General features: G+C 41.2%; 22 protein-coding genes. 15 read left to right on the forward strand and 7 right to left on the reverse strand.

Translation table 11 applies throughout. The annotated features are described in order from the left end of the window. Nucleotides 1–213: 213 nt before the first annotated feature. The 8 genes from B5354_RS13875 (at nucleotide 214) to spxA (ending at nucleotide 8,979) form a co-directional block, all read left to right on the forward strand. Nucleotides 214–1,896 carry a peptide ABC transporter substrate-binding protein gene (locus B5354_RS13875; RefSeq protein WP_079529411.1) on the forward strand — a complete coding sequence of 561 codons (1,683 nt, stop codon included), beginning with the start codon at nucleotides 214–216 and terminating at the stop codon, nucleotides 1,894–1,896. 160 nt (nucleotides 1,897–2,056) lie between these two features. Further along, a complete protein-coding gene (opp3b, locus tag B5354_RS13880; protein ID WP_079529412.1) occupies nucleotides 2,057–2,983 on the forward strand; it encodes an oligopeptide ABC transporter permease in 927 nt (308 codons plus the stop codon). Between the two features lie 8 nt (nucleotides 2,984–2,991). After that, on the forward strand, nucleotides 2,992–4,122 hold the full coding sequence (gene opp3C / locus B5354_RS13885) for an oligopeptide ABC transporter permease (RefSeq protein ID WP_079529413.1): 1,131 nt from the start codon (nucleotides 2,992–2,994) through the stop codon (nucleotides 4,120–4,122). A gap of 15 nt (nucleotides 4,123–4,137) precedes the next feature. Next, a complete protein-coding gene (locus tag B5354_RS13890) occupies nucleotides 4,138–5,196 on the forward strand; it encodes an ABC transporter ATP-binding protein (RefSeq protein ID WP_079529414.1) in 1,059 nt (352 codons plus the stop codon). Further along, complete coding sequence (locus tag B5354_RS13895) at nucleotides 5,193–6,137, forward strand: ABC transporter ATP-binding protein (protein ID WP_079529415.1); 945 nt, start codon at nucleotides 5,193–5,195, stop codon at nucleotides 6,135–6,137. Before B5354_RS13890 ends, B5354_RS13895 begins: the two co-directional genes overlap by 4 nt. 182 nt (nucleotides 6,138–6,319) lie before the next feature. Continuing rightward, nucleotides 6,320–7,528: a putative glycoside hydrolase gene (locus B5354_RS13900; protein ID WP_079529416.1), complete on the forward strand. Its 1,209-nt coding sequence runs from the start codon at nucleotides 6,320–6,322 to the stop codon at nucleotides 7,526–7,528. A 155-nt stretch (nucleotides 7,529–7,683) separates the two neighbouring features. Beyond that, nucleotides 7,684–8,262, forward strand: coding sequence for a GNAT family N-acetyltransferase (locus B5354_RS13905; RefSeq protein ID WP_079529417.1), 579 nt, complete (start codon nucleotides 7,684–7,686; stop codon nucleotides 8,260–8,262). A gap of 321 nt (nucleotides 8,263–8,583) precedes the next feature. Then, nucleotides 8,584–8,979: a transcriptional regulator SpxA gene (spxA, locus tag B5354_RS13910; RefSeq protein WP_079529418.1), complete on the forward strand. Its 396-nt coding sequence runs from the start codon at nucleotides 8,584–8,586 to the stop codon at nucleotides 8,977–8,979. 116 nt (nucleotides 8,980–9,095) lie between these two features. Here the strand turns inward: spxA and B5354_RS13915 are convergent, their stop codons facing one another. Beyond that, a complete protein-coding gene (locus B5354_RS13915) occupies nucleotides 9,096–9,758 on the reverse strand; it encodes a TerC family protein (RefSeq protein WP_079529419.1) in 663 nt (220 codons plus the stop codon). A gap of 279 nt (nucleotides 9,759–10,037) precedes the next feature. Here B5354_RS13915 and mecA point away from each other — a divergent pair, with 279 nt between their 5' ends. From mecA to pepF, 3 genes are all read left to right on the forward strand, one after another. Continuing rightward, nucleotides 10,038–10,742, forward strand: a complete 705-nt coding sequence (gene mecA / locus B5354_RS13920) for an adaptor protein MecA (protein ID WP_079529420.1) — start codon at nucleotides 10,038–10,040, stop codon at nucleotides 10,740–10,742. A 95-nt stretch (nucleotides 10,743–10,837) separates the two neighbouring features. Continuing rightward, nucleotides 10,838–12,001 carry a competence protein CoiA gene (locus tag B5354_RS13925; RefSeq protein ID WP_176142497.1) on the forward strand — a complete coding sequence of 388 codons (1,164 nt, stop codon included), beginning with the start codon at nucleotides 10,838–10,840 and terminating at the stop codon, nucleotides 11,999–12,001. 66 nt (nucleotides 12,002–12,067) lie between these two features. Next, nucleotides 12,068–13,876, forward strand: coding sequence for an oligoendopeptidase F (pepF, locus tag B5354_RS13930; protein ID WP_079529422.1), 1,809 nt, complete (start codon nucleotides 12,068–12,070; stop codon nucleotides 13,874–13,876). A 466-nt stretch (nucleotides 13,877–14,342) separates the two neighbouring features. Here the strand turns inward: pepF and B5354_RS13940 are convergent, their stop codons facing one another. From B5354_RS13940 to B5354_RS13950, 3 genes are read right to left on the reverse strand one after another with little or no spacing between them, the layout of a single operon-like run. Then, nucleotides 14,343–15,230, reverse strand: a complete 888-nt coding sequence (locus tag B5354_RS13940) for a ClpXP adapter SpxH family protein (RefSeq protein WP_079529424.1) — start codon at nucleotides 15,228–15,230, stop codon at nucleotides 14,343–14,345. Further along, nucleotides 15,227–15,628 carry a globin domain-containing protein gene (locus B5354_RS13945; RefSeq protein ID WP_079529425.1) on the reverse strand — a complete coding sequence of 134 codons (402 nt, stop codon included), beginning with the start codon at nucleotides 15,626–15,628 and terminating at the stop codon, nucleotides 15,227–15,229. The genes B5354_RS13940 and B5354_RS13945 overlap by 4 nt, the downstream gene beginning before the upstream one ends. Before the next feature lie 55 nt (nucleotides 15,629–15,683). Continuing rightward, complete coding sequence (locus tag B5354_RS13950) at nucleotides 15,684–16,265, reverse strand: CYTH domain-containing protein (RefSeq protein WP_079529426.1); 582 nt, start codon at nucleotides 16,263–16,265, stop codon at nucleotides 15,684–15,686. A 169-nt stretch (nucleotides 16,266–16,434) separates the two neighbouring features. Between B5354_RS13950 and yjbM the strand changes: the two genes are divergently transcribed. From yjbM to B5354_RS13965, 3 genes are read left to right on the forward strand one after another with little or no spacing between them, the layout of a single operon-like run. Continuing rightward, nucleotides 16,435–17,073, forward strand: coding sequence for a GTP diphosphokinase (yjbM, locus tag B5354_RS13955; protein ID WP_079529427.1), 639 nt, complete (start codon nucleotides 16,435–16,437; stop codon nucleotides 17,071–17,073). A gap of 15 nt (nucleotides 17,074–17,088) precedes the next feature. Beyond that, the gene (locus B5354_RS13960; protein WP_079529428.1) at nucleotides 17,089–17,898 is read left to right on the forward strand and encodes an NAD kinase; all 810 of its coding nucleotides are present in this window, start codon (nucleotides 17,089–17,091) and stop codon (nucleotides 17,896–17,898) included. Further along, complete coding sequence (locus B5354_RS13965) at nucleotides 17,895–18,773, forward strand: RluA family pseudouridine synthase (protein WP_079529429.1); 879 nt, start codon at nucleotides 17,895–17,897, stop codon at nucleotides 18,771–18,773. Before B5354_RS13960 ends, B5354_RS13965 begins: the two co-directional genes overlap by 4 nt. Nucleotides 18,774–19,057: 284 nt before the next feature. Here B5354_RS13965 and prpE read toward each other — a convergent pair whose 3' ends face one another. Both prpE and B5354_RS13975 read right to left on the reverse strand, forming a co-directional pair. Continuing rightward, complete coding sequence (gene prpE / locus B5354_RS13970; RefSeq protein ID WP_079529430.1) at nucleotides 19,058–19,798, reverse strand: bis(5'-nucleosyl)-tetraphosphatase PrpE; 741 nt, start codon at nucleotides 19,796–19,798, stop codon at nucleotides 19,058–19,060. Between the two features lie 79 nt (nucleotides 19,799–19,877). After that, complete coding sequence (locus B5354_RS13975) at nucleotides 19,878–21,050, reverse strand: FtsW/RodA/SpoVE family cell cycle protein (protein WP_079529431.1); 1,173 nt, start codon at nucleotides 21,048–21,050, stop codon at nucleotides 19,878–19,880. Between the two features lie 180 nt (nucleotides 21,051–21,230). Between B5354_RS13975 and mgtE the strand changes: the two genes are divergently transcribed. Further along, nucleotides 21,231–22,595, forward strand: coding sequence for a magnesium transporter (mgtE, locus tag B5354_RS13980; RefSeq protein WP_079529432.1), 1,365 nt, complete (start codon nucleotides 21,231–21,233; stop codon nucleotides 22,593–22,595). Nucleotides 22,596–22,645: 50 nt separating this feature from the next. Here mgtE and B5354_RS13985 read toward each other — a convergent pair whose 3' ends face one another. Next, a complete protein-coding gene (locus tag B5354_RS13985; RefSeq protein ID WP_079529433.1) occupies nucleotides 22,646–23,650 on the reverse strand; it encodes a DUF3231 family protein in 1,005 nt (334 codons plus the stop codon). Nucleotides 23,651–23,766 lie beyond the last annotated feature (116 nt).

Below are 23,766 nucleotides of genomic sequence, written 5' to 3' on the forward strand. Positions count from 1 at the left end.
CTCTCCTAAACTTTTAATAGTTAAATTGATTTTCTGTAAAATAAACTAGGTAATTAGTCATGTTTTGTGTTACCTAAACGTAATAATAGCAGGCGTTCTGCAATTTTTTTAAAAAAAAGGTAATGCAAAATAGTTAGAAAACTTGTATAATTCGTAATGTGGACAAAACGCCACATCAAAATTCATATTTATTTAGGGGAGGTCATTTTCTACATGAAAAAGACAAATTGGTTATTGCTAGCACTAGCATTAGTGTTGAGCATGTTCCTCGCTGCTTGTTCAGGAGGCGGAGATTCAGAAACTGGATCTGATGGCGGCTCTGACAGCGGTAGTGATGGAGAAAGTGCATCTGGAGAAAGCGAACAGGTACTTAACCTTTCGGAATCAGCAGAAATTCCGACAATGGATTCATCTTTAGCAACTGATGCTGTGGCATTCCAATGGTTAGGTTCTACGAAAGATGGTCTTTACCGTTTAGGTAAAAACGGCGAACCTGAACCAGGAATTGCGAAAAGTCATGAAGTAAGTGAAGACGGTCTTACTTGGACGTTCACACTTCGTGAAGATGCAGTTTGGTCTAACGGTGATCCTGTAACAGCACATGACTTCGTGTTTGCATGGCAGCGTGCCGTTAATCCGGATACAGGTTCTGAGTATGGTCCATACATGCTGGGCGGAGTAGTTAAGAATGCTTCAGCTATTGCAGCTGATGAAATGCCTGTAGAAGAATTAGGAGTTAAGGCTGTAGATGATTATACATTTGAAGTAACTCTAGAGAAACCAGTTCCATACTTTGAGTCTATGACTACGTTCGGTACGTTCTTGCCGATGAATGAAGAGTTCGTAAAAGAACAAGGTGAAAACTATGCGATGGAAGCTGATACAGTGCTTTCCAACGGTCCTTTCGTTATGACGGAATGGAACCATGGAGAAGGCTGGACGCTTAAAAAGAACGAAGACTACTGGGATGCTGATGCAGTTAAACTTCAGCAAATCAATGTCAGTGTTGTAAAGGAAACATCCTCAGCGGTTAACCTTTATCAAACAGGTAAGATTGATCGTACAACACTAACAGCAGAATTCGTTGATGAATATCGTTCTTCTGATGAGTTCCGCATTGAAGAAGAGCCTACATTATTCTACCTTAAGATGAACCAGGAAAATGAAATTTTGTCTAACGTAAATGCACGTAAAGCGATTCAAATGGTTATCAACCGTCAAGCGATGGTAGACGTTATTCTTAATAACGGTTCTATTCCAGCAGTAGGGGATATTCCTAAGAACTTTGTTAAACACCCTGAAACTGGTGAAGACTTCCGTGAAATTAACGGCCCGCTTGTAGAGTACAACTTAGAGAAAGCTAAAGAACTATGGGCTAAAGCTAAAGAAGAGCTGGGCATCGAAACAGCTGAACTTAGCTACCTTGGTGGAGACACTGAAACAGCTCAAAACCTTGACGCTTACATTAAAGACCAGTTAGAGCAGCTTGAAGGTCTTACTATTAAAGTTGAAAGTGTACCTTTCCAAATCCGCTTAGAGCGTGATGCGAATATGAACTACGAGTTACAAAACTCTGGATGGGGTCCTGACTACATTGACCCGAACACTTTCTTGAACATGTGGGTAACAGATGGTGGAAACAACAAGACTGGATATTCCAGCGAAGAGTATGATGCTTTAATCGAGAAAGCAAATACTGAGTTAGCAATGGAGCCAGTAAAACGTTTCGAAACATTCCTTAAAGCTGAGAAAATGCTGATTCAAGAAGATGCAGTTCTTGCACCTCTTTATCAGCGGGCACTGGCACAGCTTTGGAAGCCATATGTGAAGAACGTATTTGTTCAGCCAATGGGACCTGATTACACTTACAAGTATGCTTATATTGAGGGTAAATAGAGTTAACCACATATAGGCTGGCTAATAGGGAGAGAGTATGTGTCCAAAAAAGTTGGCATATGCTCTCTTTTTCCCTGTAAAGGAAATATTCTAATAATAGACAAATTTCAGTCAATTTCGACAAAGGTAATAAAGGGGTTATTTTTTAGGAGGTGTTCATATGGGACGTTATATATTACAGCGTTTAGTATATATGTTCTTAACAGTGTTTTTAATTGCAACATTGTCATTCTTTTTAATGAAGTTTTTACCCGGCACTCCCCTAAGTGCTGCAGATAAATTGTCAGAAGAACAACAACAGATTGTATTAGAAAAGTACGGATTGGATGATCCAGTTCCAGTTCAGTATTTTAATTATATGGTTGGACTAGCTCAAGGTGATATGGGGATTTCTTTCCAGTTTGATAATCGTGAAGTGACGGATATTCTTATGACACGTTTAGGACCTTCCATGCAGTTAGGTTTTCAGGCGATGTTTTTCGGAACCATATTTGGTGTTTTGCTCGGGTTAGTCTCAGCTCTCTATCATAATGGTCCGCTCGACTATGGTTCTACATTTGCAGCCATACTCGGACAATCAATTCCCTCCTTTGTATTTGCGGGGATTCTACAGTATTATGTTGGCGTAAAACTAGGATGGTTTCCAGTTGCCCTCTGGGGAACGTGGCAGCATACGGTATTGCCGACAGTAGCTTTAGCTATCTTTCCAATGGCGATTGCAGCCCGTTTTATGCGAACAGAAATGCTTGAGGTTATGGGTTCAGACTATATTACAACAGCACGAGCTAAAGGTATAAATAAATTTGGTGTTGTGTTTAAACATGGGGTGCGTAACGCACTAATTCCGCTTGTTACCGTTCTAGGACCACTAGCTATCGGTTTAATAACAGGAACGCTTGTTATTGAAAATATTTTTGCTGTACCAGGTCTTGGCGAACAATTTGTTAAATCAGTTAACACAAACGACTTCCCAATTATTATGGGTACAACATTATTAATTTCAGTCCTGTTCGTTACAATCGTACTAATCGTTGACCTATTATATGGAGTCATTGATCCTAGAATTCGACTGTCAGAAGGAGAGTAGTACCTATTATGGATAATCACGAACCAAATAAAGATTTATTTGTACCGGTAGACATTAAGGATGATGAGAATGAGAAGATAGCCAGACCGGCATTGTCTTTCTGGAAAGACTCTTTTATTCGCTTGCGTAAGAATGCGGGCGCAATGGCCGGTCTAATTGTTTTAATTATATTAACGGTTCTTGCCCTATTCGGGCCGTATATGAATGATTTTGGACAGTATAATCAGGATCTAACGGTGGCTAAGATGCCGCCTAAGATTGATGGTTTAGGCTGGTTAGGCTTTGATGGAACGTTAAGCACGGTAGAAAGTGCTCCTACTGTAGAGGAAGCAAAACAAAAAGCATTAATGCGTTTTAACAATCAGGAAGAATATATTGACACAACCATTGTGAGTAAAGGTGGTAATGGCGAACCGGCCGAAGTGGAAGCAGAATATAATGTATATGCTGCGAAAGATGTGAAAGAAAATTATTGGTTCGGTACCGACGGACTCGGGCGTGACTTGTGGTCAAGAACTTGGCACGGTACCAGAGTTTCCCTGTTCATTGCTATTGTTGCCACAGCAATTGATATGTTAATTGGTGTTGCTTATGGTGGAATTTCTGCCTATTATGGCGGACGCGTAGATAATTATATGCAGCGTGTCATTGAGATTTTAATTGGTGTTCCAAACTTAGTTATCGTTATTTTGATGATCTTAATTCTGGACCCCGGAATAATATCGATCATTATCGCCTTAGCCTTAACGTCCTGGATATCGATGGCCAGGATAGTCAGAGGGCAAATTCTTAAGCTGAAAAACCAAGAATTTGTCCTGGCGTCGCAAACATTAGGTGCCTCCGATAACAGAGTTTTAAGAAGGCATTTGATTCCTAACGTTATGGGATTAATCGTTATTAACACTATGTTTACCATCCCTAGTGCCATTTTCTTCGAGGCTTTCTTAAGCTTTATTGGTCTTGGACTGCCAACACCAATGGCGTCTCTGGGAACATTGGTTAATGCTGGTTTCTCATCTCTGCAAATATATCCACATATGCTATTATTCCCAGCTGTCGTTATCTCATTGATTATGATTGGATTTAATGTACTAGCTGATGGTCTTCGGGACGCATTTGATCCGAAGATGCGCGAATAGGAGGTAGGTGTAATTATGGAAAAATTACTAGAAGTAAAAAATATGCATGTATCCTTTGACACCTACGGAGGTGAGGTACAGGCTGTACGTGGTGTAAACTTCGATCTAAAACGAGGAGAAACACTGGCGATCGTAGGAGAATCGGGTTCTGGTAAATCAGTTACGACGAAAGCACTCATGAAACTGATTCCTATGCCGCCTGGCCGCATTAAAGAAGGAGAGATTCTTTTTGAAGGCCGCGATCTTACTAAAATGAGCGAAAAACAGATGCAGAAGATACGGGGAAGGGAAATCTCTATGATTTTCCAGGATCCGATGACATCTCTTAACCCAACGATGAAAGTTGGTAATCAAATTGCCGAAGGTCTCATTAAGCACCAAAAGATGAGTAAATCTCAGGCACAAAAGAGGGTTGTAGAATTACTTGAGCTCGTTGGTATTCCCGATGCGGAAAACCGTATGAAGCAATATCCGCACCAGTTTTCTGGAGGAATGCGTCAACGTGTGGTCGTAGCGATTGCCCTGGCTTGTAATCCGAAATTGCTGATTGCGGATGAACCAACAACGGCTCTTGATGTAACGATTCAAGCGCAAATTTTAGAGCTTATGAAAGATATTCAGAAGAAGACTGATTCTGCCACTATTTTTATTACCCATGACCTGGGTGTTGTGGCGAACGTGGCTGATCGTGTAGCGGTTATGTATGCTGGACGCATTGTCGAAATCGGAACAGTTGACGATATCTTCTACAATCCTAAGCACCCTTATACGTGGGGACTGCTTGGTTCTATGCCGTCTTTAGACAGCGCAGATGAAGAACTATATGCAATTCCAGGGTCACCTCCAGATCTGCTTGATCCGCCAAAAGGGGACGCCTTTGCTCCTCGTAACCAATATGCTATGCAAATCGACTTGGAGCAAGAACCTCCGATGTTTAAAGTATCGGATTCTCATTATGCTGCAACATGGCTGCTGCATGAGAATGCTCCTGATATTGATCCGCCTCCGGCTATAAAGAAACGTATGGAGGGCATGGCTAAAACGGCTAAGGCAACGGAAGGTGATCGTGTATGAGTCAAGAAAAATTACTAGAAATAACTAATTTAAAGCAACATTTTAAAACAGGTCGTCACAGTGTCGTCAAAGCCGTTGACGGATTGACGTTCGATATCTATAAAGGTGAAACATTTGGACTTGTAGGAGAATCAGGTTGTGGAAAATCCACAACAGGCCGTACCATTATCCGCCTTTATGATGCAACGGACGGCAAAGTGCTATTTAACGGGGAAGATGTTCACGCTAAGAAAAGCCGCGATGATCTTAAAAAATTTAATCGTGAAATGCAAATGATTTTTCAGGATCCATATGCATCCTTAAACCCTCGTATGAAGGTTGAGGACATTATTGCGGAAGGGATGGACATCCACAACCTTGCTGCGGATGACAAGGCCCGGACAGACCGTGTGCATGAACTTCTGGAAACAGTTGGCTTAAATAAAGAACACGCGGCTCGTTATCCTCACGAATTTAGTGGCGGCCAGCGTCAACGTATTGGGATAGCAAGAGCGCTAGCTGTGGACCCAAGTTTTATTATCGCAGATGAACCGATCTCTGCTTTAGACGTATCTATTCAGGCACAAGTCGTTAATTTGCTTAAGCAATTACAAGCAGATCACGGCCTCACGTATTTGTTCATCGCCCACGACTTATCGATGGTAAAATATATTAGTGATCGTATTGGGGTTATGTACTTTGGCAAAATGGTTGAGTTAGCCAGTGCAGAAGATCTGTATAAGCACCCGATTCATCCTTATACACAATCCTTGCTGTCGGCAATTCCTTTGCCTGACCCGGATTATGAACGTAACCGTGAGCGTTTCACTTATGATCCTAGTGACCACGATACAAGTGAAGAGCCAGAATTTAGAGAAGTGCGTCCGGGACACTGGGTATTATGCACAACGAAAGAATATGAACACTATCAAAAAGAACATGGAACGACTGTAAAAAGTTAGAGAATGATAGAAGAGGCCTTGCACCATAAGAAAGTGTCAGGTCTCTTCTTTTTTGGGAAGATAATAATCTTCTAGAAAACAGCATCTCTAAATATTTCTACAAAAAATGTCATAAAGTACTATCCAATGTGATGGTTATTCTTATATACTTAGGAGAGCATATAAAATAGGAGTAGGATATCATGAAAAAGAAACATCTCGTACTCTTTTTGACAAGTCTGCTTGTGGTGGTTTGCGCATTCCCTATACATAATGTACGTGCAGATGAAGCAGGTCCTAAAGAAGTACAATTGCTTGCCGGGAAGAAACTTGGGCTGAAGACCCTTAAAGTGCCAGAGAGTGCAGCCCGCTTTTTGTACGATTCTGGTTTAGATTTTGATTACCCTGAAGCTGTGCGGGGAATTTATGTAACCGGTCCATCAGCAGGTGGATCAAATATGGAGGAACTAACAAAACTGGTTGAGTCAACCGATTTAAATGCCATGGTTATTGATATAAAAGAAGACCACGGCAATATCACCTTTGAACCTCCGGAAGGTTCTCCTTATGAAGATATAGCACAGCCTTATATTGATGATCCGCGGGCTATGCTTGAAATGTTGGAGGAAAAGGGAATTTATCCAATTGCAAGGATTGTCGTTTTCAAAGATTCATTACTTGCTAAGAAGCGTCCTGATCTTTCCTATACAAAAAATGGAGAGGTATGGGTGAACGGAAAAGGTGAGGCTTTCGTAAATCCATTTATGAAAGAAGTATGGAAATATAATTTAGAGATTGCAAAAAAGGCTGCAGAGCTGGGATTCCAAGAAATTCAATTTGATTATGTGCGTTTTCCAGAAGGCTTTGGAACACGTGATGAGATACTGGATTACAGCCAAGGTGATTATGCGAATTTGGAAATGAGTAACGTGGATAAACGTGTCAAAGCGGTAACTGATTTTGTAGCATATGCTGAAGATGAGCTAAGCCATTATGATGTGGATGTCTCCGTTGATATTTTCGGTTATGCGGCCACAATTGAGGAAGCTCCAAATATCGGCCAGAACTTTTCGAAAATATCCAGTCACGTTGATGTGATTTCATCGATGATTTATCCGAGCCACTGGGGACCATTTTTCGGCTTGGATAAGCCCGATAAGCATCCGTACAAGACGATAAGCTCGTATGCAAAAATAGAGAATGAAGTATTAAGTAAACTGGAGGATCCTCCAACATCGCGCCCATGGATTCAGGATTTTGAAGCACCATGGCTCTATTCTGGTCCTGCAAAGCAATATGGCAAAGCAGAAGTGGAGGCGCAAATTAAAGCCTTACAAGAAAATGGTATAAATGAGTATTTAATTTGGAATGCTACGAATAATTACACGCCTAATGTAGATTATACACCGTAGTGTTCTGACGAAAGCACTGGGGGTCCCCAGTGCTTTTTTGATTAGAGAAAAGAACAATCGGGAAAGTAGAAAATAAGCGCGTTTTCAAATGTATTTAACAATTTTGCAATTATTCTGTATAATGAAAGATGATAATGATTAAAGGGAGTAGATCAATGAACTGGTATGAAAAGTTGAATCAATATTTTCCAGTAGAGGAAATGAAATCACAAGAACACATGGAAGCTTTGCTAAAAGAAAAAAGTGAAGTGTACTATAAAGATGAAGGTGAATACCATGTGTTGATGTATGCAGAGTTTAACTCGTTTATTTTCATTGACTATGTGTACGTTTCAGCTGCCTCCCGCGGGCAAGGGTTAGGCCATAAGCTTATTGAGAAAATGAAGGCGAAAGGAAAGCCAATTATTCTGGAAGTGGAGCCGATAGACTATGAAGATTCTGATTCGGCCAAGCGCCTTCATTTCTACCAGCGAGAAGGTTTCAAGCATGCACAATCGATCGGATATACGAGAAGGTCTTTAGCTACAAATGAGCCTACTCCGATGGAAATTCTTTATTGGTCTCCCGAAGATGCTTCTGAAGAGAGTATTTACGAACAAATGAAGAGAATGTACGAAGAAATCCACACGTATAAAGATAGTGAATTTTATGGAAAGTCCTATCAACCAGTGGACGAGGTGTTAAAACTAGATGAAGATCGTGATTCTGATGATATTCTGAAAGATTTAAAATAATCAAATGGCCAGATGTAATCCCCGGCTTTTTTAGGCGGGGATTTTCAATCGTTTGGATTAGTTGAAAATATAACCGAGTACACAGGAAATGTTTTTTGCAAAAAAACAGGTTTAAATCATGGCGGTTGGTGGTACTGGGTATAGTACAGTTTGTATATTTTGCAGGATTATTAGTGATTTGCGGTAATTTTTACTTAGGTGTTATAGATTTCAGTTGACATGTGTGTTATAGTTATAATATAAGATTAGATTATACTAATTTTAAATTAATAAGCAGTCAAATAATGAAATACAATACATTTTGAGGAGTGAAGTTTCAATATGGTAACACTTTATACCTCACCAAGTTGTACATCATGCCGGAAAGCAAAAGCGTGGCTTGAGGAGCATAATATTGCTTATACGGAAAGAAATATTTTTTCTGAACCGCTAACGATTGATGAGATTAAGGAAATTCTAAGAATGACTGAAGATGGCACGGAAGAAATTATTTCTACCCGTTCGAAAGTCTTCCAAAAGTTAAAAGTTGATTTCGATCAATTGCCTATGCAAGATTTGTTTGATCTTATCCAAGAAAATCCAGGGTTGCTGCGTCGACCGATTATTATTGATGATAAGCGATTGCAAGTAGGTTACAATGAGGATGAAATAAGACGTTTCTTACCACGAAGCGTGCGTACTTTCCAACTTAGAGAAGCACAACGCTTAGTCAATTAAAAATAAAAAGCTGCATCTCTGATAAATGAGGAGATGCAGCTTTTTTTCTCAAGTAAATGCTAAGCCCGTTCGATATAGGACATGGGATCTTGTCCATACATCCGCTCACGTTTAGCCTAGGCAGTTTGGGTTTTTTTGTTCATAAGATAACCGAAAGCAATGGTAAGCAGCACTACAAATGCAGGGAAGATGTAGTGAATGATGGAATTCGGTTCAAGGTATGTTATGATTCTTCGGTCTTCCAGGATCATTTCACCAGCTGTAAAGGCGAGAATCCCTGCTCCTATATAAATAAGAATCGGAAATTTATCCATTAACAATAGGATAAACCGGCTTCCGAAAATAATAATTGGAACCGAAATCAGCAGGCCGATAATCACAAGCAAGACCTCACCATGTGAAGCCCCAGCAATCGCTAGAACATTGTCAAACCCCATGACGATATCTGCAAACACAATGGTCTTTACGGCAGTAAAGAGGTTATCACTACTTTTAATATGTTGCGTATCATCTGTATCAGTTAGCAATTTAATCGCAATATATAAAAGAAGGATTCCACCAATTAAGCGTAGAAATGGTATGTGCAGCAAGTATAAGGCCACTGTGGTCAACAGGACTCGGGCAGCGATGGCTAAGCCTGTCCCTAAAAAAATCGCCTTATTTCTTTGATGTTTAGGAAGATTCCTACTTGCTAAAGCTATGACTACTGCATTATCTCCACCTAAAATAAGATCAATTGACACAATGATAAAAATAGGTTCAAGCAAGTCCCAATTCATTCGAGAATCCTCCTACAATTTAATGACAAACGATTTAAAATAAGCTACAATGGGAAGTCAACCTTTCCCTAAAAAGCTTGGCAATGGTCAAACGTTGAAATCAAGCAATTTGTTTTCCATTTACTGATTCCTGTCATACAATAAAAGTAACATCAATCTTTATAAGTGTTACCCATCACGATGGTTGAAGTTTTTGCCTAACGGGTAAGGTAAAAGTAAGCGTATTAGGGTGAACGATCCCTTCCGCCATACTAAAAGATAGAAGGGAGAGAGACACACATGGAAATCGAACGCATAAACGAGAACACTGTTAAATTTTACGTTTCTTATCATGATGTTGAACAGCTCGGATTTGACCGTGAAGAAATTTGGTACAATCGTGAGCGAAGTGAGCAGCTTTTCTGGGAAATGATGGATGAAGTAAACGATCAGGAAAACTTTCAAGCTGATGGACCGCTGTGGATTCAAGTTCAAGCTATGGACAAAGGTTTAGAAGTGATCGTCACAAAAGCGCAGGTTTCCCAAGATGGTCAAAAGCTCGAACTCCCTAGTGATGACGGCAAATCGATTGATGTACCGATGGATGAGAAACTAGAATCTTTACTTGATGATAAATACAGTGACACAGAACAAAGTGAAACAGAACCAGGCAATGAAGAACATGATTCAAAAGAGGGTGTCTTTGAACCATTGAACTTTACGTTGCGTTTTAATGAATTTGAAGATGTCATTCAGCTGAGCCATTATATGACGAATGAGCATAATATGGATAATTCTCTCATTCATTTTGAAGACACCTACTATTTATATATTCAATTCAATGATGAAAATATGAATGATGATGAACAAGAAAATATTTTAAGTCAGCTAATGGAATATGGACATGAGTCTTCTGTAACCATTTATCGTCTTCAAGAATACGGTAAAGTCATTTTCTCTGAGAATGCTTTAACGCAAATTAAAGATTATTTTCCATCCCATTAATAAATGTGCACACTGCATGAAGTGTGCTTTTTTTTGTCTAAAAAAAAGGAATTTTCAGCTTTATGGCGAATAAGGTTTAGGTGGAGGTGACGTTATTGCTGTATGCATACGATCATCATGGAAAACTTTGCTCGTTATATCAACTGTCCAGAAAACGCATTGAACAGGTGAGGCGCGAAGTGACGTACTATTGTCCCACCTGTAAAGAACCCCTTCAAATCCGTTCCGGCCTCCATCACATCCCGCACTTTGCTCATTTTCCAACCAGCCAGTGTGAACGAAAATCCCAAGGTGAGAGCGACGATCACGAATCAGGAAAGTGGCTGCTTTTCAAATGGCTGAAAGATCAGGGGTACAAGGTTGAAATGGAGTATTTTATCAAGGAAATAAACCAGCGCCCTGATTTGTTCTTCATAAGTCGTGACAAGCGGCGAATTGCAATTGAACTGCAGTGTTCTACTATTCCCCCCGATATCATTGAAAAGCGAACAAACTGTTATTACGAAGCAGGTATCTTTCCGCTATGGATTGTCGGGGGCCGACACTACCGGCGAAAAGGAAAGCATCAACTGCTGCACACGACCTTCCATCGCTCACTCCTTTATTACTTTCATCATTCTTACTGTATGTATTACTTAAACGTAAATGCCCAGTCGCTCATAATTGTCGATCATATACTCGGATTTCCGCATTCTTATTGCTTCGCCAGGTCCCGCACTAATTCGCTTAACTCTATTACCTTTCCTCAACTTTTCGTCCCGTCCAACTCTTCGATGAATTCCTATTTATATTTTTGGGAAAAATACTTGTTCAAACTCCGTACGTTCTATCAGAAATCAGTGGGAACTGAGGAGCGTCAATGGCGCCAGTTTCTGTACTTAAAAGGAAAGCATTTCTCGTTAATTCCTTCCGTCTGCTGTCTGCCTGTTCCGAGTCAGTCCATTTATCCTGTAAAAGTCTACATGTGGCAGACAAAGTTTGTCCTGAATTATTTTATAGATCTACCCTTAGGAAGTTTAATAAAGCTCGGACATCGTGAAAAATGCCTGACCGTCAATCGTTATCAAACAGACCCTGTACAAGAATACTTACAATTACTTGAACAGATGGGATATGTAACAAAATCCCCTAAGGGAAATTGGATAAAACGAAAACAAATCACCTTTCCTACTCATATTAACCAGGCTTTGGAAGAAGATAAACTAGTGATGAATGTTTTAAAAAATATGGTGCCCAGACATAATAATGTATCGTTATAGGAAGGATTTTTCACTAAAAGAATCGAATTTTTTAGATGGCGACATAATTTGGAGGAGGATGTACACATGGCATCGACAACAAAGCAGTTACCAAAACGGGAAGAAATCCCTGAGGAATTAACATGGAATCTTGAGACGATTTTTGCGAGCGATGAAGAATGGTATAAGGAATTCGAGGAAATTAAGAAGCTGATTCCAGAGGTACAGGCTTTTAAAGATACCCTGGGAGATTCAGCGGAACAGCTGTACCAGTTGTTAACGCTGCAGGATAAAGTATCAAACAGAATAGGAAAACTATTCACGTATGCCCATATGCGCAGTGATCAGGATACGGCTAATTCTCATTATCAAGAAATGAATGCGAAAGCGGAAAACCTTTTGACACAAGTTTCTTCTTCTATGAGTTTTATCGTTCCAGAGATTTTATCTCTCTCAGAAGAGAAGGTTAAGAGCTATATAAACGAGCACGAGAAATTGGAGCAGTATGAACATACGCTGCATGAAATTTTGAGAAGAAAAGAGCATGTACTTAGCGAAGAAGAGGAGAAGCTGTTATCAGGGTTCTCTGAGATTGCTTCAAGTCCTTCCCAGACATATGGAGCTCTTAGTAATGCCGATTTAACCTTCCCAACGATTAAGGATGAAGAAGGAAATGAAGTAGACTTAACTCAAGGCCGTTTTGTAGGGTTTTTGAAATCTGAAGATCGTGAAGTAAGGCAGAATGCGTTTCAGGCCATGTATGATACGTATGGATCGTTTAAAAATACATTTGCTTCTACTTTAAGCGGCCAAGTGAAAAAAGATAATTTCTTTGCGGAAGCGAAAAAGTATGAAAGTGCACGGGAAGCGGCGCTGGATGGAAACAAAATTCCTGAATCCGTATATGATAATTTAATTGAGGCAGTGGAGGAACGGCTGCCGCTTATGCATCGTTATGTAGCGCTTCGTAAGAAAGTCCTTGAACTAGATGAATTACACATGTACGACTTGTACACACCGCTTGTGAAGGATGCTGAAATGGAGGTCTCCTATGAGGAAGCACAACGGGTCGTTCTTAACGCACTAGAGCCGTTAGGCAAAGATTATGTGGACGTGGTAAGGAAAGGGCTGACGAGCCGCTGGATAGATGTCGAGGAGAATAAAGGGAAGCGGAGTGGAGCCTATTCCTCTGGACATTATGGCACAAATCCGTTTATTTTAATGAACTGGCAGGATGATGTCAATAACCTTTTCACATTGGCTCATGAACTGGGGCATTCGCTGCACAGTTATTATACTCATAATAACCAGCCATACCGGTACGGAAACTACTCCATTTTCGTAGCAGAAGTAGCTTCCACTTGTAATGAGGCATTGTTAAACGATCACCTCATGAAGAAAACGGATGATAAGAAGGAGAAACTGTATTTATTGAACAACTTCCTGGAAGGTTTCCGGGGTACGGTTTTTCGGCAGACGATGTTTGCTGAATTTGAGCATGAAATTCATATTCAAGCACAAAAAGGTGAGGCATTAACAGCTGATAAACTGACACAGCTATATTATGACTTGAATAAAAAATACTTTGGAACTGAGCTAGTTATTGATGAGGAGATCGGGTTAGAGTGGGCAAGAATTCCTCACTTCTACATGGGCTATTATGTATATCAATACTCAACTGGATATGCTGCAGCCACAACCCTTGCTGAACAAATTCTGACTGAAGGGGAACCTGCTGTTGAAAGATACATGAGCTTCCTGAAGGCGGGGAGCAGTGATTACCCTATTGAAGTGTTGAAGAAGGCCGGGGTAGATATGACCTCAAAAGACCCTATTTTAAAAGCATTGGATGTATTTGAACAGAAACTTGATGAGATGGAAGAATTATTACAATAAGAATGAATGAACAAGCTGCCTCTTTGACTAAAGAAGCAGCTTGTTTCATTTTATAAATCCGCGAAATTTCTTTCGGTGAAAGATTAAACTGACGAACATATAAATTGAAACGAATAGGAGAGGGGCGGAAATATATAACGGAAACAAGAGCATTAATCCGAAAATGTGAAAGAGAATTAGCAACAAAAATAAAGGGATGTAGCCCAAAATGACCCATCGTTTCATGACAGAAACCTCCTTTTTATTTACTTTATGAGCCAATCTCTAAATCATTCCCGGAAGTATTCTTCAATTGACAACATTGTGAACAATTGGCTGATCGCATTGTTCACTGTCCACAGTGTTGATATACTTAAATAGTGAAGAAATTCACATTAATGCTGTACTGTGTAACCAATCCCCCTAAAAATAGAAGCATTAGCAGTTGACTGCTAATGCTTCCTACATAGTGTCTTCTATTTGTATGTTACGAACTGATATATTGCCAGAAAGTACCGTATTTCACTGGAACCTCCCGGACTTTTTGTCGTAACACTAACTTCTTCAATTCTTTTTTTGTCTGCTGTTCTGTCCAATCGTAGACGACGGATATTTCTTTGTTTGCGACAAAACGATAATGATGTAAAAAGTCTTCCAATTCAGGTTTTACTGCAGGCTTTGGATCCTTCTGAAGCATTTCTTTTAATACTTTCACGTAAACATCATATGAATAAAGGCCGGTAATCTTTAGTCCTGCATCTTCTTCAGATTCATTAAATACAACCATCGTTGGTGTGGAATCTACATCCATCTCTTTTGTTAGTTTCAAATCACATCTCAGAGCTCTGTGTGCAGCATCCGCATGTAAGTCTTTTTTAAATTCACTCACATCTAAACGACTCTTTCCAGCACATTCAATGAGAACATCTTCGTCCGAGATATCTTTTCTATCCAAAAAAACATATTCCTGCACTTTTCTAAGAAAACGCATTCCAGCTTTCTTGCCCTGTAACTCCGCCGCCTTTACTGCTAGTGCTGTTACGAGAGGCGAGGATATCGGGTTTTCAATCCACACGTCTCCATCACAGCACATTCCTGTTCGTGTTCCTGTTTTATCCCATACTTTCTTGAGTATTTCTCGCTTTTCGGATTTAAACTGCTGCAGGGAAGCTAAATCTCCGCTAATGATGGGACGAATTGTAAAGAAACGTCCGTATTCGATCGTGAGCTTTTTTAAAAACGGTTCAATCGACCAGCATTCAGGACAGAGAGGATCAATGAATACATAAATCTCAATAGGCCGCTTTAGCAAATCGAAATAACCACTAGCGGTATTCTGTTTCCCTGAAGGACTGCTCGTACTTTTCCAACTCACATCGATTCTCCTTTCTCATCTTCTGGTGTATTCATCATATGGTTAGCTGTCATAGTTAAGCGTTCAAACATGAATTGACGGTATGGGTCTTGAATGTCAGCTTCTTCGAGTGCTTTTGCCATGCAGGACAGCCATGCATCTTTTCTTGTTGGAGTGATCTCAAATGGGAGATGTCGTGCTCTTAGCATCGGGTGACCGTGCTCCTGAATATAAAGAGGGGGACCTCCGAAAAATTGGGTTAAAAATTGTTTCTGTTTGCGAGCGGTTTCCGTTAAATCATCCGGGAAAATAGGGATGAGGTCAGGATGCTGGCTGACGTGTCGATAAAAACAATTTACTAACACATTTATTTTGTCTTCGCCTATAGCTTCATAAATGCTGCCGGGTTTTTCGTTCATATAATCCCTTCCTTGTCTGTTTATTCATTTTAGCAACGGTGAAGGTGAACGGCAACTATTCTGATTTTAGTTTGGCCTGAAAGAACCTTTTTATTTTATTATCTGTCGCTCGTTTAGGAATGTGATTAGTGCTTAAAATATCTTCAAAGACTTGCTCCCCCTGCTGTTTAGAGCTTGCTTCTAATTCCAGTTCATAATCAGATTGCCCACAGTAAAAACTGTGATCCAAAACGACTAGTGTATCGTTGTATGCACGCTCTTGTCTTTTGGTAGTCAGAGCTCCGATGTAACACAGGTCGGAAACTGAAACTCCGAGTTGCTCTAACTGTCTGTTGACTTCGGGCGGTGCAGACAACTGATTCTTAAGCCAGAGCCCGGCTTCTGCTTCTGACAGGGTATGGTGCGTTTCCAAAAGGCCATCAGGGTGAGGCTCCTTCAAGGTCAGCGTCCATGTGTCATCCTTTTGTCTTATTCTTAAAGCTGCTCCCTTATCGCGCAGCTGGTAGTCATCTGTTTCAAAATAATAATTTGTTTGTTCCACCTGTTCAATCGCGGCAAAATCAAGTTGTGTGTAAAGCTTGTGGTATTCTTCCTCTGTTAACAGGTTCTTAAATTCAATTTCAATTTCTTGTGCCATAATATGTGTCACCTCTCCTTTAATTATGATTTATAATAGGTTAGAATTGCAAAGGTTAGCCATTATCCATGAGTTAAATTCTGGTGATGGAAAAAGATTGTGATACAATGTTTATGAGTCTAAACACACATATGAAATATTTAGTTTGGTACATAAAGGTGGTGCTCGAATGAATTGGGATACTTTTTTAGCACCTTATGCGCAGGTAGTTGACGAACTTAAGGTTAAATTAAAGGGAATGCGGCAACAATTTGAATATGAACGAGAACAATCTCCCATTGAATTTGTCACAGGGAGAGTAAAGCCCAAGACAAGTATTTTGGAGAAAGCACACAGAAAAGCCATTAATCCCGAAGACATGAGGGAAGAGCTCCAGGATATTGCCGGAGTGAGAGTGGTTTGCCAATTTGTAGATGATATTTATTCTGTCGTCACAATGTTGAGGAATCGCAACGATTTCTCCATTGTAGAAGAAAAGGATTATATAACTGAAAAGAAGGAAAGTGGATACCGGTCTTATCACATGATCATTCAGTATCCGGTTGAAACGATTCATGGAAAGAGAATGGTATTGGCCGAGATTCAAATTCGGACTTTAGCGATGAATTTCTGGGCCACGAATGAACACTCGCTTAATTATAAATATGCAGGTAAGATTCCAACTGATATTCAGGCACGTTTAAAGCGTGCGGGTGAGGCAGCCTTTTTACTCGATGAAGAAATGTCAAAGATCAAGCACGAAGTCCAGGAAGCCCAAAAAATATTTAATCGCAAAGAAGATCAGAAGAGAAAAACGAAGAAATCGTAGAGGGGTGGAAGGCAAATGAAATTCTCAATACTCTCAAAAGGAGATAAAAAGTCGAACGAAATCCGTACAAAAATCAAGAGTTACCTGACTGAGTTTAATTTGGAGTATGATGAGGAGGAGCCCGATCTCGCGATTTCAGTCGGCGGGGATGGAACACTATTGGAAGCGTTCCATACGTACGTTCACCGGCTCGATCAAACTGCCTTCATTGGGGTACACACCGGTCATTTGGGCTTCTATGCGGACTGGATGCCGGAAGAGTTAGAGAAATTGATTATTGAAATCGCACGTACTCCATTTCAAGTTGTTGAATACCCGCTCCTTGAAGTAACGATTCGACCTAAGGGTGGAGGGGCAGAAGATCGTTACCTGGCCCTCAATGAGTGTGCTATAAAGACATCAGAAGGCTCTGTCGTATTTGATATCGAAATCAAAGGAGATCACTTTGAAACCTTTCGCGGAGATGGCCTTTGTATTTCCACCCCTTCAGGAAGTACCGCGTATAATAAGGCCCTGGGCGGAGCGATTCTTCATCCTTCGCTTGAAGCGATTCAAATTGCCGAGATGGCCTCGATCAATAACCGTGTCTTCCGGACGATCGGTTCACCGCTCGTTTTACCCGGTCATCATACGTGCCTTCTGAAACCGTTGAATGAGCGCAGCTTTTTATTTACGATTGACCATATTACGAGAACTTACAAAGACGTAAAATCGATTCAATGTCGTGTTGCGAAAGAGCGAGTGCGATTCGCCCGTTTCCGCCCATTCCCGTTTTGGAAAAGAGTTCATGATTCCTTTGTCGCGGATGATTATACACCTGAATGAGTTACCAGAAGGAGTGGACCATTGAGCAAAAATTTGCAGGGAAAACCGTTCAGAGTTTTCTAAGAGAGGAAGCGCTTTTTTCCAGACAACTGTTAAAAAACGTTAAGACTGGAGGCGCAGTGTTAGTGAACGATACTGCAGTTCCTATTTCTACTACATTATCAGCCGCCGACCGATTAACGGTCTTATTTCCTGCAGAAGTACGTTCAAAGGTTCTGATCCCGGAGCCCGTCCCGCTTCAGGTTGTGTATGAGGACGAAGATGTTCTTATACTTGATAAACCAGCTGGAATGGCGGTGTCGCCCACTGCTGATCACCGTTCTGGAACGCTCGCAAATGGGATCGTATATGATTATGATCAGAAGGGCTATGACTATACGGTCCATATTGTCACGAGGCTGGACCGAGATACATCTGGCCTGCTTCTTGTTGCCAAACAGCAGTACAGCCATGGAAAACTATCTGCAGCTGGAGAGATCAAAAGGGATTATACAGCGCTAGTACAAGGAAGACTCTCACCTTCATCAGGTATGATTACGGCCCCAATCGGAAGAAAAGCCGGGTCGATTATTGAGCGGGAGATTACCCCACATGGGAAGAAAGCAGTCACGGAGTATGGGGTGACAGAAGTGTTAGCAACTGCTAGCCTAGTTCATATTCGATTACATACAGGGCGCACCCACCAAATTCGAGTTCATATGAGCTATCTGGGCCATCCATTGGTCGGGGATACGCTATATGGGGCATCTGGCTCGAATATAGCAAAAGGACATGCGTTACATTGTCATCGCTTAGCGTTTAACCATCCTTCTACTGGAGAAGAAATTAGCTTTATGTCTGCACCCCCTCAAGTATGGTGGGATCCGGAAATTTAAGGGCTGGGACAAGCAGGATGGTTAAGGCATTATGATTGTGCGTTAAGTTGTTATTACTTAGAGCTAGGAGAGTATATTTTGAGATAGGTCACTATCTTTTTGAGACAGGGTTTATCTTACCACGCTAGGTCACTATAAAGTACTCATGTTAAAAATAGAAGGAGCGGCTTGCAGATGATGCAGCCGCTCCTTCTTGCTTTTTCGTTATTCAACTGCAAGAGACTTCACAAAGTTGTTACCTTACGAATCGTAAAGAGAATTCCACTCAAGCAACGCCTCAGCTTTCACGCATGATAATTGAACTTTTCCTCGACAAATGGCATCGAGGAGGGGACACTTACGATCTCTTCCTCCGGGAGACGGAAAGCCGTTAGTTGATTGCCGAATACACAGCCTGTATCAATATTGACGGTGCGATTAACGAAACGTGGCTCATACACGGGAGTGTGTCCGTACACAATCCATGTATCGGCCTTGTAAGTTTGTGCCCAGTCTCTACGCTCAGGGCGTCCGTCTGGAAGCTTCTCCCCTGTGATATCTCCATACAGTACAAATGTTCTAATCCGCTTGTTTTCCTTGCCGATATCCTCAGCACGAATGCCAGCATGAGCCACCACCGCCCCGACTTCTGGGAGCTGTAGATACAGTGGAGATGTTTCAACTAGTTCCATAAACATCTGTTTGACTTCTTGCTGTTCTGCTTCAGAAAGGTTGCGATATTCCGCTGTTGTGGTTTCAAGTCCGTGTTTCTCTTGAACAGGATTTCCTAGAAAGAAGCGGTATAACTTGCTGCAATGGTTGCCGGGTACGTACAGAGCAAGCTTTTGTTTGATCACTAACTGGTAGACAAACCGAATGGTCTCAATGGAACGGGGACCGCGGTCGGTAATATCGCCTACAAAGACTGGCACTCGCCCTTCTGGGTGAACTGGGAGGTTGTCTTCCCATTCGTAGCCGAGTACATTAAATATATCAATTAGTTCATCGAGACAACCATGCACATCTCCGATCACATCTACTTGCATAATAATCCTCCTTGTCCGGAAAATACCGTCTGAAAGCAAAAAAAGGTGGATTATTAGAGCTTTCCACCTTTTCGCATTTCTATTCAAACATATAGGTTCTCGTCCGCGATTTCACATTTAAGACAATGCCAACCGCCAGCAAATAAGCGAGTGTAGAACTTCCTCCATAACTTAAGAAAGGAAGAGGCAGTCCTGTGATCGGCAGCAGCTGCAGCGACATGCCGATATTTTGGAACACTTGAAACGTGATCATGCCTACGATGCCGACAATGATATAACTGCCAAAAGAATCATTACTTTCCATGGCAATCTGGATCATTCGATAGAGCAATAAAAAGAACAAGGTCAACACTAAACTTGCCCCAATAAACCCGAACTGTTCTGCGACGGCTGTGAAAATCATATCGGTGTGACGTTCGGGAACAGAAACTTGGAAGTTACCGATCCCTTTTCCAGTCAGCTGTCCAGACCCGATCGCAGTGATCGATTTAATCAGCTGCAGTCCGTAACCTTGTGCGTATTGCTCAGGTTGAAGCCATCCGTAAAACCGGGAATCGACGTGAGCAAAAATGGACTCTTCTAAATAGTCGGTTACAACTGTGAAATTTAAGAAAAACATTGAAACGGTTACACCAATGACTAATAAAACCGAGCTGAAGATGGAGGTAAGAATTTTCCATTGAATTCCTGACACTAATATTAAGAAACTAGAAATGGCACAAAGTACGAGAAAGGAGCCAAGGTCTGGCTGAACAGCGATCAATCCCATTGGTGGGAGGGAAAGACCGACTAATTTACCTAATAGTAAAAAATCAGATTTAACGGTTTTGGTGCGATGTTTCTCATGGTGCCTGACAATCACATGAGCTAACGTGATAACTAAAAAGACTTTGACAAATTCAGCTGGCTGTAAGGTCACCCCTCCTGGTAACCTGAACCAGCTGGTTGCACCTCCAGAGGTGACAATGATTTGTGGCGGGAAACTAAAAAACAACAGCAAGAGCATGAAGACACCGAAGCCGTACAGGAACCATACGAGATGATGCAGTCGGTCATAGTCCATGATCATGACAATGGCAGCCCCAATGCCGCCTAAGATATACCAAACGATTTGTTTTAAGTATGAGCCCTGATCCGTTTCGGATAAGAGCGGGTCCAATGTGTATAAAGTAAAGCAGCTGACAATTCCTAATGCGACGACTACGAAGATAATCGTATAGTCTATTGTTGATGGTTGTTGAGTTTCATTCATCTTTGTTCCCTTTCTCTAAACATTCTCTAAAACAACGTGTATCATTGTAAGTGTACAACATTCACGGACTTTTTTTAAGTAAGGTTTTTTATTTTGAAAAAAGAACCGACATTTATTGACAAAAGTATGACGTGCTATTAGTATAATAAAAGTTTATAAGAACGAAGGGGAGGGAGACGTATGGAACATTTAGATGATCAAGAGCGCCGTGATGTGTGGCAAACCATTCAAGATGCTTTGTTTAACGATCAAATTGACCAATTCAGGGCAGAATTTCTTGAACTTCATCCATATGATCAGGCGAAAATTTTTGAAGAGGTAGCGGACGATGTTCGGCTGCAAATCTATACGTATCTATCCCCTGAAGAAGTTGCAGATGTGATGGAACATATTGATTATGATGAAATTGAGCCGTTTTTCGTTGAAATGGATCCGAGATTTGCGGCACAGGTTTTTGCTGAGATGTCTACCGATGATGCGGTTGATATATTAAATGAGCTTGATAAAAATAAAGTCGCCAGCTTTTTAACGATTATGGATGATGAAGCAGCTGATGAAATTAAAGATTTGCTTCATTATGAAGAGAAAACGGCCGGATCGATTATGACGACTGAGTTCGTAGTAGTCAAAGCAGGTATGACGATTCGTGAAGCCATGCTGCATTTAAGAAAAGAAGCACCTGATGCCGAAACGATTTACTATACGTATGTAATAGATGAAGACAAGCGGCTTGTTGGGGTCATTTCGCTTCGTGATTTGATTATCTCAGAAGAGGATTGGTTTATTTCTGATGTAATGAGTGAACGCGTAGTGTCAGTGCCTGTTGGGGAAGACCAGGAGGAAATTGCCCGGATGATGCGTGACTATGACTTCCTAGCCTTGCCGGTTGTTGATTTTCAGGAGCATTTATTAGGGATTATTACCGTCGATGATATTATGGATGTTATGGAAGAAGAAGCTAGTGAAGATTATTCGAAGCTTGCTGGGATTTCCGATGTGGACAGCCCGGATGAAAATGCTTTTGCTTCAGCGAAAAAAAGATTGCCGTGGCTCGTTATTTTGCTGTTTCTCGGAAGTTTAACAGCCAGCCTGATCGGACGATTTGAGAATACGTTGGATAAAGTGGCAATATTAGCTATTTTTATTCCGTTAATTGCCGGCATGGCCGGAAATACAGGTACACAAGCGCTGGCTGTGGCTGTTCGCGGGCTTGCTACTGGTGAAATTGATAAGCAAGGCAAGTTTAAAATGATCATGCGTGAAGCGGGAACTGGACTGATCACAGGAGTGAGCTGTGGTGTGATTATTACGCTTGTCGTTTATTTATGGCAGCACAATTTCTACTTAGGATTGTTAGTGGGGTTATCCATCACGTCAACATTGATCGTAGCGACGCTGGCAGGTTCTCTTGTGCCGCTGGTCATGCATCGATTTAACATTGACCCGGCCGTAGCCTCCGGACCCTTTATTACGACGATCAACGATATCATTTCGATTTTAATCTACTTTGGAATGGCTACTGCATTTATGAACTTGCTGATATGATACAAAAAGTCCCGGGTTTCCTTTGATAGGAAAGGCCGGGATTCGTTTTATTATTTTTTAGCTAATTCATCACGGTCTGGACTTAGCGGAGGCTGTTCCATCCAGTTGTGCTCAATCATCAGATTTGCTCCATCTTCGGAATACTTACCAATCTCCGCGGTCAGTCGTGAGTATTTTAAATGAATGTCGCGTCTCATGGTCGTGGCCATACTCGTACCGTAATACCCAATGCCAATTGCGATTAGTGCTGTGACGTGAAACATCATCAGTTTATCGGAAAAAGGCGGTGTCGTCGAGGTCGTGACTTCCGAATCCCACGTCACTGCGGCCGGGATATCATCTTTGCTCAGGATGCTGCCAAATACTTCGACGTGTTTGGCGGCTATATTTTTTCCTCTAACCATATATTGGCTGACTTTTTTAGATTTGGCTGCTTGACTGAAGCCAATTAATACTGCTACTCCCAAGCTGTTGCGTTGTATGTTGTCGTAAAGATTCGTGATTTCTAATGACGTTAGTGGCCGTCTCTCCCCAAACCATCCGGCAAGAAAATGCTTATTGGATACAAATTCGACTTGTTTAGGATAAGGGAGATAAGGAGGACGAATATAAAGTCCTTTTGACAACAAGATTTGATTAGCTTTTTTATGAACGTCACCGTACTCTTGTAAGCATTCGAGAAAAAAGGCATGGATATCAGGTCGTCCTGCCAGAGCTGTTGAAACACTATGTGCGTTCAAACCTAACTTCCCGAGCTGCTGAACATAAACCAACATAAATGAATCAGAAAAAAGTCTCGGAGCGTTCACATTGACATCGTCCTCCGTAAAACCAGCCGGGACAGCGAAGTTTTCCTTGCGCATCAGCTTCGTTAATTTTTGAATATGAGAGGATGAGATCTCCAGGGTGTATTGCAGAAGACGGCGTATCTCATCATCTTCCACATGGTTCAAAAAATAACGAAGCATACAAACGGTTAAGGTATCGTTTTGATAGGACCCCCAAATTTGGGAGATCTCAGCTGATGTTAGTCGAGCATTATGTTCTGTTTCCATTGTATAACCTCCCATCGAAAAATCATTTTATTGAAGTGGGTTGTGGACAAGCATACTTGGCATGAATGTCATGTCGTAAGGTTCTGGACATGGAGATGCCGATATTTTCAAGGTTC

This window comes from Halobacillus hunanensis (genome assembly GCF_900166655.1).
GTDB lineage: Bacteria > Bacillota > Bacilli > Bacillales > Halobacillaceae > Halobacillus_A > Halobacillus_A hunanensis.